The organism is Streptomyces sp. NPDC057694, from assembly GCF_042799415.1.
In the GTDB taxonomy this organism is placed as follows: Bacteria; Actinomycetota; Actinomycetes; order Streptomycetales; family Streptomycetaceae; genus Streptomyces.
This window is the reverse complement of sequence record NZ_JBHVIX010000001.1, coordinates 1390223-1405657: the sequence shown is the minus strand read 5'-3', so window position 1 is coordinate 1405657 and position 15435 is coordinate 1390223. Positions and strand designations below refer to the sequence as shown.

14 protein-coding genes are annotated in these 15435 nt (G+C 72.7%); 9 read left to right on the top strand and 5 right to left on the bottom strand.

All coding sequences use genetic code 11. The annotated features are described in order from the left end of the window. The first annotated feature begins 6 nt into the window (after positions 1-6). From ACFVDP_RS06405 to ACFVDP_RS06380, 6 genes are all read left to right on the top strand, one after another. Positions 7-1002: an NrtA/SsuA/CpmA family ABC transporter substrate-binding protein gene (locus ACFVDP_RS06405; protein WP_383484091.1), complete on the top strand. Its 996-nt coding sequence runs from the start codon at positions 7-9 to the stop codon at positions 1000-1002. Next, on the top strand, positions 999-1853 hold the full coding sequence (locus ACFVDP_RS06400) for an ABC transporter permease (protein WP_383484088.1): 855 nt from the start codon (positions 999-1001) through the stop codon (positions 1851-1853). Before ACFVDP_RS06405 ends, ACFVDP_RS06400 begins: the two co-directional genes overlap by 4 nt. Then, positions 1850-2611, top strand: coding sequence for an ABC transporter ATP-binding protein (locus ACFVDP_RS06395; RefSeq protein WP_383484085.1), 762 nt, complete (start codon positions 1850-1852; stop codon positions 2609-2611). Before ACFVDP_RS06400 ends, ACFVDP_RS06395 begins: the two co-directional genes overlap by 4 nt. After that, positions 2608-3486 carry an ABC transporter substrate-binding protein gene (locus ACFVDP_RS06390; protein WP_383484082.1) on the top strand — a complete coding sequence of 293 codons (879 nt, stop codon included), beginning with the start codon at positions 2608-2610 and terminating at the stop codon, positions 3484-3486. The genes ACFVDP_RS06395 and ACFVDP_RS06390 overlap by 4 nt, the downstream gene beginning before the upstream one ends. Then, positions 3483-4574 carry an LLM class flavin-dependent oxidoreductase gene (locus ACFVDP_RS06385; protein WP_383484078.1) on the top strand — a complete coding sequence of 364 codons (1092 nt, stop codon included), beginning with the start codon at positions 3483-3485 and terminating at the stop codon, positions 4572-4574. The genes ACFVDP_RS06390 and ACFVDP_RS06385 overlap by 4 nt, the downstream gene beginning before the upstream one ends. Before the next feature lie 96 nt (positions 4575-4670). Beyond that, positions 4671-6257, top strand: coding sequence for a GMC family oxidoreductase (locus tag ACFVDP_RS06380; RefSeq protein ID WP_383484075.1), 1587 nt, complete (start codon positions 4671-4673; stop codon positions 6255-6257). 17 nt (positions 6258-6274) lie between these two features. Here ACFVDP_RS06380 and ACFVDP_RS06375 read toward each other — a convergent pair whose 3' ends face one another. After that, positions 6275-7495 carry a glycoside hydrolase family 64 protein gene (locus ACFVDP_RS06375; protein ID WP_383484395.1) on the bottom strand — a complete coding sequence of 407 codons (1221 nt, stop codon included), beginning with the start codon at positions 7493-7495 and terminating at the stop codon, positions 6275-6277. A 254-nt stretch (positions 7496-7749) separates the two neighbouring features. On the opposite strand from ACFVDP_RS06375, the gene ACFVDP_RS06370 reads away from it, so the two are divergent. Both ACFVDP_RS06370 and ACFVDP_RS06365 read left to right on the top strand, forming a co-directional pair. After that, positions 7750-8541, top strand: coding sequence for a VOC family protein (locus ACFVDP_RS06370; protein ID WP_383484072.1), 792 nt, complete (start codon positions 7750-7752; stop codon positions 8539-8541). Positions 8542-8615: 74 nt separating this feature from the next. After that, positions 8616-8858 carry a WhiB family transcriptional regulator gene (locus tag ACFVDP_RS06365; protein WP_383484068.1) on the top strand — a complete coding sequence of 81 codons (243 nt, stop codon included), beginning with the start codon at positions 8616-8618 and terminating at the stop codon, positions 8856-8858. Between the two features lie 219 nt (positions 8859-9077). Here the strand turns inward: ACFVDP_RS06365 and ACFVDP_RS06360 are convergent, their stop codons facing one another. Further along, positions 9078-9743 (bottom strand): YceI family protein, encoded by a 666-nt coding sequence (locus ACFVDP_RS06360; RefSeq protein WP_383484065.1) that lies wholly within the window; start codon positions 9741-9743, stop codon positions 9078-9080. Between the two features lie 38 nt (positions 9744-9781). Next, positions 9782-9916, bottom strand: coding sequence for a hypothetical protein (locus ACFVDP_RS06355; protein WP_383484062.1), 135 nt, complete (start codon positions 9914-9916; stop codon positions 9782-9784). 58 nt (positions 9917-9974) lie between these two features. Between ACFVDP_RS06355 and ACFVDP_RS06350 the strand changes: the two genes are divergently transcribed. Then, positions 9975-13358, top strand: coding sequence for a hypothetical protein (locus tag ACFVDP_RS06350; protein ID WP_383484060.1), 3384 nt, complete (start codon positions 9975-9977; stop codon positions 13356-13358). A 149-nt stretch (positions 13359-13507) separates the two neighbouring features. On the opposite strand, the gene ACFVDP_RS06345 is transcribed toward ACFVDP_RS06350, so the two are convergent. Together ACFVDP_RS06345 and ddaH are read right to left on the bottom strand one after the other, a co-directional pair. After that, a complete protein-coding gene (locus ACFVDP_RS06345) occupies positions 13508-14485 on the bottom strand; it encodes an acyl-ACP desaturase (protein ID WP_383484057.1) in 978 nt (325 codons plus the stop codon). Between the two features lie 95 nt (positions 14486-14580). Beyond that, positions 14581-15357 carry a dimethylargininase gene (gene ddaH, locus ACFVDP_RS06340; protein WP_383484054.1) on the bottom strand — a complete coding sequence of 259 codons (777 nt, stop codon included), beginning with the start codon at positions 15355-15357 and terminating at the stop codon, positions 14581-14583. Positions 15358-15435: the final 78 nt, after the last annotated feature.

The following is a 15435-nucleotide window of genomic DNA, read 5'->3' as shown; positions in this document are numbered from 1 at the left end:
CCCGCCATGCGCACCAAGAACTCCGTCGCCGCCCTCGTCGCCGCCGCGGCGCTCACCGCCCTCGCCACCGGCTGCGGCACCTCGCAGGCCGACGAAGGGGCCGCCGGGCAGGTCGTCATCCGCATCCCCGACCCGGGGAACTCCGGCACCCTCGCTCTCGGCAAGAAGGACGGCAGCCTCGACAAGGCGCTCGCCAAGGTGCACGCGAAGGTCGAGTGGACCGGCAGCGCCGGCCCGTTCGCGCCCGCCGCCCAGGCCATGAACGCCGACCAGCTCGACATCGCCACCGGCTCCATCACCTCCGGCGTCACCTCCCTCGCGCAGACGCCCGGCTTCAAGTTCTTCACCGCGACGGCGCCCGACGGGGCCGGTGAGGGCATCCTCGCCAAGAAGGGGTCCGGCATCGACGACGTCGAGGACCTCGTCGGCAAGAAGGTCGCCGTCAACCAGGGCGGCACCGGCGAGTACCTCCTCCTCAAGGCCCTCGCCGAGCACCACATCCCCGCCTCCAAGGTCCAGCGGGTCTATCTGCGCCCCGACCAGACCGCCGCCGTCTTCAACAGCGGCAAGGTCGACGCGTGGGCCGTCTGGTCGACGTACTCGGTCGCCGAACTCGGCACAGGAAAAGCCGAGTTCATCGCGGACGGCAAGGAGATCGGCTCCGACAACTACAGCCTCACCGCCGTCCGCACCGCCTTCGCCGACCGGCACCCCGAGGTCGTCCGCGCCCTCTACGGCTACCTCCACACCACCAGTGCCAAGGAGAAGGCGGACCCGGCCGCGTACCTGAACGTGAACACGGACGCCGGACCGCAGGCCCTGGGCGGCGCCGCGAAGAAGACCCAGATCGCCATCACCCGGCAGGGCGGCACCGTCGAACCCATCGAGGACGCCGACATCGAACGGTTCAAGGCCGTCGCCCGGTTCTACGCCGACCAGAAGGTCACCAAGACCGAGGTCGACGTCGCCGCGCACCTCCTCGACGTGCGGACGCTGTCATGACGACGGCCACGACCGAAGCGAAACCGCGGCCCCGCCCCACCACACTCGTCACCCCGCGCCCGCCCCGGATGCGGCCCCGCCGCCGCGGCTACGCCCTCACCGTCCGCGCCCTCGGACCGCTCCTCCTGCTCGCCGTCTGGTGGATCGCCTCCGCCACCGGCCTGCTCACCAAGGACGTCCTCGCCTCACCGGCCGAAGTCCTCGACGCAGTCGGCGAGTTGTGGGGCAACGGACAGCTGTCCGACGCCCTCGCCACCTCCCTCACCCGCTCCGGCCTCGGCCTCGTCATCGGCCTGGTCGTCGGCCTCACCCTCGGTGTCGTCACCGGCTTCACCCGCCTCGGCGACGAACTCCTCGACTCCTCCCTCCAGACCCTGCGCACCATCCCCTTCCTCTCCCTCGTCCCGCTGTTCATGGTCTGGTTCGGCATCAACGAGACCGCGAAGGTCCTCCTCATCGCCGTCGCCACCACCTTCCCCATGTACGTCTCCACGTACGGCGGCGTCCGCAACGCCGACCGCAAACTCGTCGAGGCGATGCGCAGCTTCGGCATGGGCCGCCTCGCCGTCGTCCGCGAGGTCGTGCTCCCCGGCGCGCTGCCGTCGCTCCTCGCGGGCCTCCGCCTGTCGATGACGCTCAGCGTGATCGCCCTGATCGCCGCCGAGGAGATCAACGCCACCGCGGGCATCGGCTACCTGATGGCGCAGGCCCAGAGCTACGCCCGCACCGACATCCTCGCCGTCTGCATCCTCGTCTACGGCCTGCTCGGCCTCACCGCCGACGCCGCCGTACGCCTCCTCGAACGCGCCCTCATGCCCTGGCGGCGCGCCACCCAGGGAGCCACCCGATGACGACACCCGCCACCGACACGGCCGTCCACATCGCGGGGCTGCGCCGCACCTTCGGCGACCGGCACGTCCTCGACGGACTCGAACTGACCATCCGCCGCGGCGAGTTCGTGGCGCTGCTCGGCGCGAGCGGCAGCGGCAAGACGACGCTGCTGCGCATCCTGGGCGCGCTCGACGCCGCCGACGACGGCGAGGTGCTCGTGCCCCGGGCCCGCACCGTCGTCTTCCAGGAACCCCGGCTCGTCCCCTCCAAGAAGGTCCTCGCCAACGTCACCGTCGCCCTGCCGCGCGGCCGCGCCACCCAGGACCGGGCGCGCACCGCCCTCGCCGAGGTCGGCCTCGAACGGCACGCGGACGCCTGGCCCGGCACCCTCTCCGGCGGCGAGGCGCAGCGCGTCGCCCTCGCCCGCGCCCTGGTCCGCGAGCCCGAACTGCTGCTCCTGGACGAGCCGTTCGCCGCACTCGACGCCCTCACCCGGCTGCGGATGCAGGACCTCGTCGGCGAACTCTGCCGCGTCCACCGCCCGGCCGTCCTCCTCGTCACCCACGACGTCGACGAGGCCGTACGCCTCGCCGACCGGGTCTGCGTCCTGCGCGACGGCCGCCTCGTCACCGACGAGACCGTCCCCGTCGACCACCCCCGCGACCCCGGCGACCCCGCCTTCGCGGCCCTGCGCCGCCGTCTCCTCGCCGACCTCGGCGTCCACGCCTCCGCCTCGTCCGTCTCGTCGCCCTCGTCCCCATTGGAGCGAACCGCATGACCATCACCATCGGCGTCCACAACAGCAACCCGACCCTCTACTACCTCTCCCGCCTCGACCACGCCCAGGAAGAGCTGGCCGCCGTCGGCGAGACCGCCGTCTTCCACCCGTACACCAACGGGGTACGCACCGGCGCCCTGCTCACCGACGGCACCATCGACTTCGGCGGCACCGGCTCCACCCCGCCCGTCACCGCGCAGTCCGCCGGCCACGACATCGTCTACGCGGCCGTCTCCGCGCCCCGCCCCGACCACGGCGCGCTCCTCGTCGCCGAGGACGGCCCCGTGCGCACCGTCACCGACCTCAAGGGCGCCACCGTCCACCTCTCGATCGGCTCCTGGCAGACCCACCTCGTCGCCAAGTCCCTGGACGACGCCGGACTCTCGTACGCCACCGACATCACGCCGGTCCGCTCCGACGACACCAGCGCCGCGCTCCTGCGCTCCGGCGAGATCGCCGCCTGGGTCGCGCAGGGGCCGCAGCTCGTCGCCGCGCTGCGCGAGGGCGGCGTCCGGGTGCTGCTGCGCACCGGCGACGTCATCTCCGACCGCTCCGTCTTCTTCACCCGCCGCGACCTCGCCGAACAGCGCCCCGACGTCGTCGCCGCCCTCGTCCGGGCCCTCCAGCGCGCCGACGACTGGGCGAAGGCGCACCCGCGGGAGGCCGCCGAGATCGCCGCCGAGCACCAGGGCGGCACGGCGGACGACTGGGAGAGCGCGCTGAAGGCGCTGCCCTGGAAGATCGAGGAGGTCAGCGACGCGTTCCTCGCCGAGCAGCAGGAGGCCGCCGACATCTTCGTAAGGACCGGATTCGTCGAGCGCCCGGTCCGGGTCGCCGACGCCGTCGCCCGCACGGCCGGGGAGCAGCGGGCATGAGCGCGAGCGCCCCGCCCGAGGTCCTCTGGTACATCATCCCGCGCGAAGGCGCCTACCCCTGGGAGCCCGAGGGCCGCCGCCCCGTCGACCTCGGCTACCTCCAGCAGCTCGCCGGAACCGTGGAACGGCTCGGCTACACCGGCGCCCTCCTCGCCACCGACCTGTACGACGTGTGGCCGCTCGGCAGCGCGCTGGCCGCCTCGACCAGCACCTCCTTCCAGCCGCTCCTCGCCGTCCACCCCGGTCTGATCTCCCCGACCCTCCTCGCCAAGATGGCGCTGAGCTTCGACACCCTCTTCGGCGGCCGGCTCCGCTTCAACGTCGTCAACGGCTCCACCGCCTCCCTCCAGGAGTACGGGCTCCACGTCGAGCACGACGAACGCTACGAGCTGAGCGCCGAGTACTGGTCGATCGTCAAACGCCTCACGGCCGGCGAGGTCTTCGACCACAAGGGGCGCTTCTACGACCTGAAGAACGCGGGAGGCTCGTTCCGCGACCTCAAGCCGGTCCAGGCCCCGCACGTGCCGCTGTGGTTCGGCGGCTCGTCGGCGCCCGGCATCGAGATGGCCGCGGAACACGTCGACGTGTACCTGACCTGGGGCGAACCCCCGCACCTGCTGAAGGAGAAGCTCGACCGGGTGCGCGAGCGCGCCGCCGCACACGGCCGCACCCTGCGCTACGGCCTGCGTCTGCACCTCATCGTCCGGGACACCGAGGACGAGGCGTGGGCCGCCGCCGACCGTCTCCTCGACGTCACGAGCGAGGCGACCTATGCCCGTCAGCTCGGCGACCGGGCGGGCGAGGACGGCGTCGGCTGGCAGCGCCAGTTCCGCCAGCACGGCGGCCGGGTCCCGGCCCGCGCGAGGGAGTTGGAGACCCACCCGAACCTGTGGCCCGGCATGAGCCTGTTCCGGCCAGGACCCGGCACCGCCGTCGTCGGGTCCACGGCCCAGGTCGTGGAGCGGCTTCAGGAGTACCGGGAGCTGGGCGTCGACACCTTCATCCTCTCTGGCAACCCCCTGCTCGAAGAGGCCTACCGGGTGGCCGAGACCGTCCTGCCCGCGCTGGGGGTGAAAGCGCGGCGCTGAGATCGAAACCGCAACCGGCTGTGTACGGTCGGCCCCGCCCGGGTGTAGACCATCGGTAACACCTGTAGGAGCCAACAGCCCTTAAAGGGAGCCGAGTTGAGCAAGGACCGTACGTACGACTACGTCATCGTCGGGGCCGGGTCGGCCGGCTGCGTGCTCGCGGGGCGGCTGACCGAGGACCCCGCCGTCAGGGTCGCCCTCGTCGAATCGGGGCCCCGCGACCGCAAGACGGAGATCCGGATACCGGCCGCGTTCCCGAAACTGTTCAAGACGCCGTACGACTGGGACTTCGCCACCACCAAGCAAGCCGCTCTGGAAGACCGCGAGTTGTACTGGCCGCGCGGTCACACCCTCGGGGGGTCCTCCTCCATCAACGGGATGATGTGGGTGCGCGGCCACCGCGCCGACTACGACGCGTGGGGCGAGGCGGCGGGGGAGGAGTGGGCGTACGACGCGTTCGCACCGTACTTCCGGCGGGCGGAGCGGTGGGGCGGCGAGCGCCCCGCGCAGTCCGTGTACGGCACCGACGGGCCCCTGCACATCTCGCCGCAGCGCTCCCCGAACCCCACCACGGCCGCGTTCCTGAACGCCTGCCGTTCCCAAGGCCTGCGCGAACTGGGGGAGTTGAACGAGCCGGACCACGCGGGCTTCGGCATGACCCCGGTCAACCAGTACCGCGGGCGCCGCTGGAGTGCCGCCGACGGCTACCTCAAGCCCGCCGCGCGCCGGCCCAACCTCGACATCTACACCGACGCCCGTGTCACCCGGCTCGACTTCGACGGCACCCGGGCCGCCGGGGTCGTGGCCGAAGGCATCTCCGCGGGCACCCTGCGCGCCACCCGTGAGGTCATCCTCAGCGCCGGCGCCGTCGGCTCGCCGCACCTGCTCCAGCAGGCCGGGATCGGCGACCCCGAGACGCTGGCCGCCGCGGGCATCGACACCTTCGTCGCCTCGCCCGGCGTCGGCCGCCACCTCCAGGACCACCTCGCCTACGCGGTCACCGTCCGCTGCCCGCGCCCGGTCTCCCTCACCGGCGCCGACACCCCCGCCAACCTCGCCCGCTTCCTGCTCGGCGGCCGCGGCCCGCTCACCTCGAACGTCGGCGAGGCCATCGCCTTCGTCCCGTCCCGGCCCGAACTGGCCGCACCCGACGTGGAGTTGCTCTTCGCTCCCGTGCCCTTCGTGAACCACGGGCTCACCCCGCCCACCGAACACGGCCTCACCATCGGCGTGATCCTCCTCCAGCCGCACAGCGAGGGCCGCATCACCCCGACCGGCGCGGGCCGGGGCCCCGCCATCGACCCGGACTACCTCACCGCGGACGACGACCTGCGCGCCCTCGTCGCGGGCGTGCGCCGCGCCGAGGAACTCCTCGCCGATCCCGCGCTGAGCCCGCTGCACAACTCGCCCATGGGCGCCTACCCCGGCGTCGTCGACGACGACGCCCTCGCCCGCGCGATCCGGTCCGGCGCCGAGACCCTGTACCACCCGGTCGGCACCTGCCGCATGGGCACGGACGAGAACGCGGTCACCGACCCGCGGTTGCGGGTGCGCGGCACCGAGGCGCTGCGTGTCGTCGACGCCTCCGTCATGCCGCACATCACCCGCGGCCACACGCACGCGCCCACGGTCGCCCTCGCGGAGAAGGCGGTGGAACTGATCCGCGAGGACGCCCGCGACTGAGCCGCGTGCGGACCGGCCTACGAGCCGACGCTCACCGTGAACCGGCGCGGGTTCCCGTCGTTCGCCGCGCCGGACACGTCCGGCTCGCCGTCCGGCCGCACGTCGTCGTACGGGAACGCGTACCCGATCGGCGAGTTGGCGTGCACGATGCGGGACCAGTGGTTCGTCGTCGCTTCCTGGTAGTAGTCGGCGGACGACGCGCCGTTCGGCTGCTCGGGGTGCGTGAGCATGATGCCGCGGTTGAATCCGGCGGCGAGCCGGGCCAGCAGGCCCTTCTTGTCGTCGGAGTCCGACGGATTGTTCGCGAACGGGCCGTAGTTGCAGGTGAAGATGTCCTTCGCGGACGGCTTGGTGAAGGTGTGGCCGCCGTTGAAGGTGAGGGTGTCACCGCTGACCCGGCCGGTGAACACCCCGCGCCCGCCCTGGAGGTCGATGCTGAAGTCGGTGTCCGTGTACTTCGCCCACACCTGGTCGGCGTAGGCGTCGAAGTAGTCGCGGAACGGCATCTGGTCGGGCTGCCCGAAGAACGGCGCCATCAGGTTCTGCGGCGCGATCACGCGCAGCACCTTCCCGTCGCCGCCCTTGATGACGAGCTTGTCCCAGGGCTGCCCGTCCTTCGCGGCCTGCGCGGCGAGATCCGTCGCGATCTTGTCGACGGCGCCGTCCGGCAGCGGGGCGACGGTGTGGGTGGCGTCGCCCTCCAGGGTCAGCCCGATGGGCAGCGCGGTGACCAGGTCGACGTAGCTGATGTTCGCGTACAACTGCTCGGTGTTGAAGGTGAATTCGCAGAACGACCAGGTCTTGCCGTAGTTCGGGTCGGCCTCGGTGGCGAAGGCGGGCTCGACGAGCGACGGGCCCGGGTTGAGGAAGAAGTCGAGCGTGTCGTCCCGGACGAAGTAGACCCGGGCGCCGTACATCTGAGGCAGCGTCACCACCTTCGGCGCGGAACCCGCCGAGCCCAGCGGGATGGCGCAGTCGACGGGCAGCGGGGTCTGCGGGGCGCCCGGCGACTCGGGGTGGTAGACACTGCCGTCGGCCTTGAGCAGCACCCAGTTGCCGGTGGACTGCTCGTGCCCGGTGACGTACGCGTTGACGGCGCCGCTCAACGACTTGTTCTCCAGAGCCAGTTCACAGGTGGCGGGCGCGGCGCCCGCGGTCCAGGACGGCACGGTCAGTGATGCGGCCGCCGTTCCGACGGTCGCTGCGGCACCGGCGAGAAACAGCCTGCGCGATATCACGATCGGTTCTCCCGACATGTGGGGGGTGTGGGGGAGCCCCACTGTGGCGAGAGTGACCAGAAGCGTCAAGACTTATGGCAGGGAGCGCTCCCAGCAAATGATCGCGTTCACATGTTGAAGACGGTCGGTATACAAACGATTGGTCCGTACCTTGCCTGGTCAGGCCCGGTGGGACGGCGATTGTCAGTGGGCGGTGGAAGACTCGGCAGTCCGGAGCGGAAAACGGAAATTCCCTCGATGAGGAGGGCACGACCATGATCACTACAGACTTCGTGAACGGCGGGCCGGTCTGGCTGGACCTCGGTACGCCGGACCTGGACGGGGCGGTCTCCTTCTACGGCGGACTCTTCGGCTGGCAGTTCGCGTCGGCGGGTCCCGAGTACGGCGGATACGGCACCTTCCGGCTCGGCGACAAGGCCGTGGCCGGCGCCATGACCGTCACCCCCGAGCAGGGCGGCCCGGCCTGGAGCGTGTACTTCCAGACCGGTGACGCCGAGGCCACGGCCAAGGCGGTGGAGCAGGCCGGCGGCACCACCCTCTTCCCGCCGATGGACGTCGGCGACCTGGGCCGCATGGCGATGCTCGCCGACCCCGGCGGCGCCGCCTTCGGCATCTGGCAGCCGGGCGTCCACAAGGGCCTGGAGCACGTGACGGAGGACGGCGGGCTGAACTGGGTGGAGCTGTACGTCCCCGACCCGGCCGCCGCCAAGGCGTTCTACGGCACGGTCTTCGGCTGGGGCACGTTCGACGTGGAGTTCCCGGGCGGCACGTACACGACGGTCAACCCGGCGGGCACGGACCCGAACGCCATGTTCGGCGGGATCGTCCCGCTGGACTCCGACCCGGCGGAGGCGCGGGCGGGCGGGCACTGGACGCCGTACATCCACGTCCCGGACGTGGACGCGACGGCCGCCACGACGCAGCGGCTCGGCGGCACCGTCCGCTCCGCCCCGGTCGATGTGCCCGGCGTGGGCCGGATCGCCAAGCTCGCCGATCCGTACGGCGCGGGCTTCGCCGTCCTGAAGGGGGACCCGGACCAGAGTTGAGGACGGGCGGCCGTCCGGCGGGGCGTTGATCGCGCGTTGATCGAACGTTTTTCGCCGGGCGGCAGGCTCGCCCCATGCACGCGAACACGACCTTCCCGCCTGCCGAACCCACCTGGCAGGACCAGGCCCTGTGCGCCCAGACCGGCGGCGACTTCTTCTTCCCCGAACCGGGCAGCTCCGTCAGAGAGGCCAAGCAGATCTGCCGGCTCTGCGAGATCCGGCCGGCCTGTCTGGACTACGCGCTGACCAACGACGAGCGTTTCGGCGTCTGGGGCGGCCTCTCCGAGAAGGAGCGGCACCAGCTCCGGCGCGGCTGACGCACGCCCCAGGGCCTGCCCGCCGGACAGGCCCTAGGGCGTGTCCGGCGGATCTTGTCGCGGGCGCGGGGTCTGGCACGCCCATCTGCGGCGTTGTCGTCGGTTGCCAACGCTCCGCGTTGTCGCCCTCCTCCGCCTTGCAGCTGCACGCACCAAACCCCGCTCGCCAGCACAGAAGGTGCGGGCCACCCGGACGCGACCTGATCCGCCGGACACGCCCTAGCTCGTCGGTGTGGCCCGGATCGCCGAGATGTCGAACTGCAGGCGCACCTTCTCGCTGACCATGGTGCCGCCCGCCTCCAGGCGCTTGTTGTAGACCAGGCCCCACTCGGTGCGGTCGATGGTCGTGGTGCCGTCGAAGCCCGACCGCTCGAAGCCGAAGGGGTCGAGCACCGAGCCCAGATAGTCGAGTTGCAGGTCCACGGAGCGCGTCACGCCGCGGATCGTCAGGTCCCCGGCCATGCGGAACGTCTCGCCGCCCTCGTGGACCGTGGACGTGCTGCGGAACACCATCTCCGGGTGGCGGGCCGCGTCGAAGAAGTCCCGCCCCACGATGTGCGCGTCACGCTGCTCCACACCGGTGTCGACGCTCGCGACCCGGATCACCAGCTCGGCGCGCGACCGGGACGGCACCGCCCCGTCGAAGTACAGCGTGGAGTCGTAGTCGGCGAAGGCGCCCCGCACCGTGGTGACCATCGCGTGGCGCACCGAGAAGCCGATCCGGCTGTGCGGGCGGTCGATGGTCCACTGCCCGGAAAGCGCGCGCAGCGCCGGATCGAGCGCCGCGTCGCCGGCGCTCTCGCCCGGGAACGGCGTACGAGGGCTGACGACGGCCGGGGCCGGATCGACGGTCGCGACCTGGTGGCGACGGTTGAAGATACCCATGCGGGCGGAGCCTCCTTCGGTTTGATCACTCCGTGTTATCACGCCACCGGCGGTGCGCGGACGGCGAGTTGAGCGGTCTCGTCCGAGTTCTTGGTGGTCAGGCGGCGAAAGCTGCACAGGATCGCCATCAATGTGAATGCACGGCCAGACACGCCGATGTCGCTCACCGTCATCACCGACACCTCCGGTAAATCGCTGGGGTCCGCGCGGCGAACCCGGCAGACTCCTCCCATGTCCGCCCCGCGCACCAGTGCCGCCGCCCGCCTCCTCGACGATCTCGCCCCGCTGCCGTACCCACGCCGCACCAGCGAGGCCGCCCGCCGCGCCCGCGTGCTCGCCGCGAACGGCGAACTCGGCGCGATCGTCGCCGAACTGTCGGCCCTCGGCGCCTACGAGCGCGGCATCGCCGCGATCCTCGCCTGCGCCGCACGTGACACCGCCTGGGCGGCCGGACACCTCGCCGACCCCGACCCGTTCGTCCGCGGCCACGCCCGGCGTGCCGCCCGGGCGCCCGGCGTGCCCGACACGGCCTTCGAGGCCGCCCTCGACGACGCGCCCGAAGCCGTCCGCCGCCCGCTGCTGCGGGCCATCGTCGTCCAGCGGCGCACCGCGCTCGCCGACCGTCTCGTCGACCCCGTCCGCGCGCAGTGGGGCGACGCGGAGGCCGCGCGCCTGCTGCCCGGCTGCTCCCCGGAGGTCGTCGACCGCGTCCTGCCGGACGTCTTCCCCGCCGTACGCGGCTGGACGGGGCTCGCCGCGCGGCATCCCGGTGCCGTGCTCGACACCGCCGCGCGCGAACTCGCCGAGGTGCCGGACACCGCCCGCGACGGCTGGTGGCACCACTACGGCCGGGCCCTCGCCGCCGTCGCCCCGGCCGAGCCGCTGCGGGTCCTCGACCTCCTGGACGCGCATCCGCCCCGCCACTTCCCCTGGCCGCTGCGCCCGGTCCTGCGCGTTCTCGCCGCCGCCGACCCGGCCCGCGTGCTGCGCATGATGACCGGCCCCTGGCAGGGGCGGCTCAGTGGTCACGGCACCCTGACGACGGCGGTGCTCCGCGCCGTGGCCCGCTTCGACGGGCCCGAGGCGGCCGCCTACGCCCGTGCCGCCGCCGAGCGGCCCCACGACCTCGCCGCGCTCCTGCGCGCCCAGGCCCCCGCCGACCGGCCCGCCACCTACGAGACGGCCCTCGCCGGACGCGGCACCGCGGACCGCGGCGTCGACTCGGACGTGCTCGACGCGCTGCCCCGCTTCTACGTCGCCGACGTGGCCCGTCCCGCCGCGCAGGCGGCACGCGAGCGCGGCGAACCCTGGGACGTCGTGCTGCTCGCCCAGTCCTACCTGCCGCCCGACGAGGTCCGCGAAGCCCTCGACGCCGCCACCCGCAGACCTGTCGCCGACCATCGCGCCACGGCCTGGCCGCTGTACGTGAGCAACGCGGCCCGCACCGCCGACCCCGCTCGGATCACCGTCGTAGCAGCCGAGTTGGCAGGGCGGTTGAGCAACGAACAGGACCCTGTCCGCTTCGCCGCCCTGAGCGCACTCGCCAACGACGTCCACCCCGCGCTGTGGGAAGCGGCCGCGCTGCCGGACCTCGGCCGGCTCGTCAAGGACGCGCTGGAGGCCCGCGACAGCTCGTACGCCACGCGGCACGCGATCATCGGCCTCGCCGTCGGCATTCTGCGGGAACACGCGGCGAACCCGGAGCGGGAACCCGTCGAGTGGGCGCTCGGGGCGCTGGCCGCCGTCCACCACCATGTGTCGGCGACCGCCCTCGGCGACCTCGACGAAACCCTGCGCCGGGGCCAGGAACACCAGATCTACGCGGTGCTGCGGCGCCGCCTCCTCGAGGACGAGAGCAGGGGCGACTTCCGTCTCCTCCTCGCGCTGGCCCGCTCCCTGGGGCGCCGTGCCGCCGGACTGCCCGAGCTCCAGAGCAAGCTGCGCGCCGCCGTCGAACACGGCGACCACGGCACCTCCTGGGACGCCATCGACCTGTGGCTCGAACCGCGCGAGACCCGCGACGAGCGCGTCGCCGAGGTCCTCGACCTGGTGCCGTCCGCGATCGAACTGCCCTCCGTGGCGACGGTGGTGGCCCACCGGCGCACCGATCTCCTCGACCGCTACCTCGAAGGCCCCGCGCCGTACGGGCGGTTCCTGTCGGGGAAGGGGCCGTGGGCCTTCCCGGCGGAGCACTACGGGCGCGCGGTACGCGGCTGGTTGCCACGCCAACAGCGCGCGTACCTGGCGCAGCTGAAGGCACTCGCCGAGGACGCGTCACTCGACACGGGGCGGCGTGCCGAAGCGATCCGTGCCGCCGCCGATGTGCCGGAGGGCGGCCGGGAGTTCGTCCGGCGGTGGGCCGCCGCGCCGGAGGTCCCCCTCGCCGAAGCGGCGCTCGGCGTACTCGGCCGCACCGCCGACGAGCTGCCCCTGCTGCTCTCGCACGCGGGCGACGACCGGGCCCGCGTCGCCGCGTACGCCCTCACCCAGGCCTCCCGGCAGGCCCGCCCGTCCGAACTCGCCCCGCTCCTCGACGAGTTGCTCACCGGCGACGGCAAGAAGGTCACCAGCCGCAAGGAGGCCGCCCGGCTCACCGCGGTCCGGCTTCCCGCGCCCCAGGCCGCGCACCGCCTCGCCCGCGCCTACGCGGACCCGGCCGCCCACCGCGACGTACGCGCCGCGTGTGTCGCCTTCGCCGCCGACCGGCTGCTCGGCGAGGACGCCACCTGGGAGATCCTCGCCGACGCGGCGTCCGAGGGCAGCGCGGCCGTGCTGCGCCGTGCCGCACTGCGCCTGGCCGTGTACGACGTCGCCCCGGACCGGCGCGCGCGGTACGCCGCCCTCGTCGCCCGGATCGCCGACACGGCGGGTGACGACACGGAACTCGCCGACGCGGCCCTGACCGCCCTGGCCCCCTGGGTGCCGTGGGCGCCGCAGGCCCTCGACGCCCTGGTGCGGCTGCTGACCGACCTGGAGCGGCGGGCCCCCGGGGTATGGAGCGCGGCCGGGGCGGGCCTCGTCACGGCCGCGGGCGGCACCCGGGCGGCGGCGGACGCGCTGACCGGCGCCGTGCGGACCCTGATGGCCGCCGGGCCCGCGCCCGACGCGGGGGAGGGGCGGGACCGGCCCGCGCACCGCCGCGTCGAGAACGTCGCCGGGGTCCTGGCGGGCGCGGCCACGCTGGACCCGGCGATGCGGCCGCTCGCCCGTGAACTGGCCGGCGTCCTGGCTGCCGACGACGCGTTCGTGGCCCCGGCCGCGCGGGTGCGGCTCGCCGCGGTGGACCTCTCGGCGCCGGGTGACGACCTGCGAGCGCTCGCCCGGCTGCACGAGGGACGGCCCGCGCTGGCCCTGCGGACGGCGGAGCGGCTGCGCGAGCGGCTGGGTCGGGGGCTGCGCGGGGAGCGGGTGCCCAGCGCGGTGCTGTTGCCGGTGGCACGGGAGCTGGCCTCGGCCGGGCCCCTCGCCGAGGGGCTGCTCGCCTGGGCCGTCACCGTGGCCCAGGGGGAGCGCGAGGGGTGGCCCGAGCCGTGGCGCGACGTCCTGCGGACCTTGCGGGCCCACCTGTACCCCGATGTCCGCGACGCGTCGGCGCAGGTGAGTACAGCCCCGTAGGAGGCGCGGGGAACTGCGCGAGCAACCACAAACAAGCCGCAGACGCGTCTGCTCGGTGCATGAGCAGACGCGTCTGCGGCTTTCGTCGTGGCCGGCCGCGCCCACGCGGCGGATCCGCACATCGAAACAGCCCCGCGCCCCTTACGGGGCTAGACGGCGGCGGCCCGAGCCGCCATGCGGGCCTTGCGGGCGGAGAGCTTCTCGTCGAACTTGGACGCCTCGGAGTCCAGGCCGCCCATGAACAGGCCGATCTCCTCCTGCGCCTTGAGGCCCTCCGGGCCCAGCCCGCCGATCTCCATGATCTTGAGGAACCGCAGCACGGGCTGGATCACGTCGTCGTGGTGGATCCGCAGGTTGTACACCTCGCCGATCGCCATCTGCGCGGCGGCCCGCTCGAAGCCGGGGATGCCGTGTCCGGGCATCCGGAAGTTGACCACCACGTCGCGCACGGACTGCATCGTCAGGTCGGGCGCCAGCTCGAACGCGGACTTCAGCAGGTTCCGGTAGAACACCATGTGCAGGTTCTCGTCGGTCGCGATGCGCGCCAGCATCCGGTCGCAGACCGGGTCACCGGACTGGTGGCCGGTGTTGCGGTGCGAGACCCGGGTCGCCAGCTCCTGGAACGCGACGTAGGCGATCGAGTGCAGCATCGAGTGGTTGTTGTCCGACTCGTAGCCCTCGCTCATGTGCGACATGCGGAAGGATTCCAGCTGGTCGGGGTCGACGGCGCGCGACGCGAGCAGGTAGTCGCGCATCACGATGCCGTGCCGGCCCTCCTCGGCGGTCCAGCGGTGCACCCAGGTGCCCCACGCGCCGTTGCGCCCGAAGAGCGTCGCGATCTCGTGGTGGTAGCTGGGGAGATTGTCCTCGGTCAGCAGGTTGACGATCAGTGCGGTGCGGCCGACCTCGGTGACCTTCGACTGGTCCTTCGCCCAGGCCTCGCCGTCCTCGAAGTGACCGGGGAAGTTCCGGGCGTCGGACCAGGGCACGTACTCGTGCGGCATCCAGTCCTTGGCGACCTTCAGATGGCGGTTCAGCTCCTTTTCGACCACTTCCTCCAGCGCGTACAGAAGGCGGGCGTCGGTCCATGTGGTCGACGAGCCGAGACGGGGAGAGATGACGGTCACGGGGGCTCCTGGGGGACGGAGGTACAGCGAGCGGTTCTACCTACGGTGTCGTAGGTTACGTTGCCGTAGGTTAAGCGCTCCATAAAGAGCTGTGGTTACACGTAGAGGTCGCGCAGCCTCACTGAGAGGCACGTCACACACCCCTCGAGCTTCTCGAACTCCGAGATGTCCACCAGGACGGGCTCGTGGCCGAGGTCCGCGAGCAGCTCCGCCGATTTGGGCGCGCTGGCCGCCATGAGCAGCCGGTTTCCCCCGAGCAGGACGACATGGGAGCCCGATTCCTCCGGCACGGGAAGGAAGCGCGGGAAGAGCGAGGCGTGGTCGACCAGCGGCTCGTGGCCGATCACCGTGCCGTCGGGGAGCGCCGTGACCGCCGACTTCAGGTGCAGCACCTTGGCCACGGGGACCGCCACCACACGGGCCCCGAGCGGCTCGAAGACGGCCCGCAGCTGCTGGACCCCGGCCGCGTTCGTGCGTCCGCCGCGGCCCACGTAGAGCGTGTCGCCCACCTTCAGTACGTCGCCGCCGTCGAGAGTGCCGGGTTCCCACACCCAGTTGACGGAGCAGCCGAGGCGCGCCACGGTCTGCTCGACCCCCGACGTCTCCTCGCGCCGCGACGCGGCGCCGGAGCGCGCGATCAGCGCGACGTTGCGGAAGACGACGACGGTGTCCTCCACGAACACCGCGTCGGGGCAGTCGTCGGCCGGCTCGACCAGGACCGTCTCCCAGCCGTGCCCCTCCAGCGCCGAGACATACTCCTGCCACTGCTCATCCGCCCGCCCAGGATCGACGGGCGTGCGCTCGACGTGCGTGACGAGCCCCTCCGCCAGGCGCGGGCCTGGCCGGCGGACGAGGGCCTTCTTGCTGGGCACGGGCGATCTCCACGGGTCACGGCGGATGCGGTGCCGCGGATGAGGGGTGACCGCGGCGCGCACATCATGCACAGCCCG

Bases quoted from the DNA above. Each gene is read 5' to 3' on its own strand.
- ACFVDP_RS06405 (WP_383484091.1), top strand. From the start codon at position 7: ATGCGCACCAAGAACTCCGTCGCCGCCCTCGTCGCCGCCGCGGCGCTC.
- ACFVDP_RS06400 (WP_383484088.1), top strand. From the start codon at position 999: ATGACGACGGCCACGACCGAAGCGAAACCGCGGCCCCGCCCCACCACA.
- ACFVDP_RS06395 (WP_383484085.1), top strand. From the start codon at position 1,850: ATGACGACACCCGCCACCGACACGGCCGTCCACATCGCGGGGCTGCGC.
- ACFVDP_RS06390 (WP_383484082.1), top strand. From the start codon at position 2,608: ATGACCATCACCATCGGCGTCCACAACAGCAACCCGACCCTCTACTAC.
- ACFVDP_RS06385 (WP_383484078.1), top strand. From the start codon at position 3,483: ATGAGCGCGAGCGCCCCGCCCGAGGTCCTCTGGTACATCATCCCGCGC.
- ACFVDP_RS06370 (WP_383484072.1), top strand. From the start codon at position 7,750: ATGATCACTACAGACTTCGTGAACGGCGGGCCGGTCTGGCTGGACCTC.
- ACFVDP_RS06365 (WP_383484068.1), top strand. From the start codon at position 8,616: ATGCACGCGAACACGACCTTCCCGCCTGCCGAACCCACCTGGCAGGAC.
- ACFVDP_RS06360 (WP_383484065.1), bottom strand. From the start codon at position 9,743: ATGGGTATCTTCAACCGTCGCCACCAGGTCGCGACCGTCGATCCGGCC.
- ACFVDP_RS06355 (WP_383484062.1), bottom strand. From the start codon at position 9,916: ATGACGGTGAGCGACATCGGCGTGTCTGGCCGTGCATTCACATTGATG.
- ACFVDP_RS06350 (WP_383484060.1), top strand. From the start codon at position 9,975: ATGTCCGCCCCGCGCACCAGTGCCGCCGCCCGCCTCCTCGACGATCTC.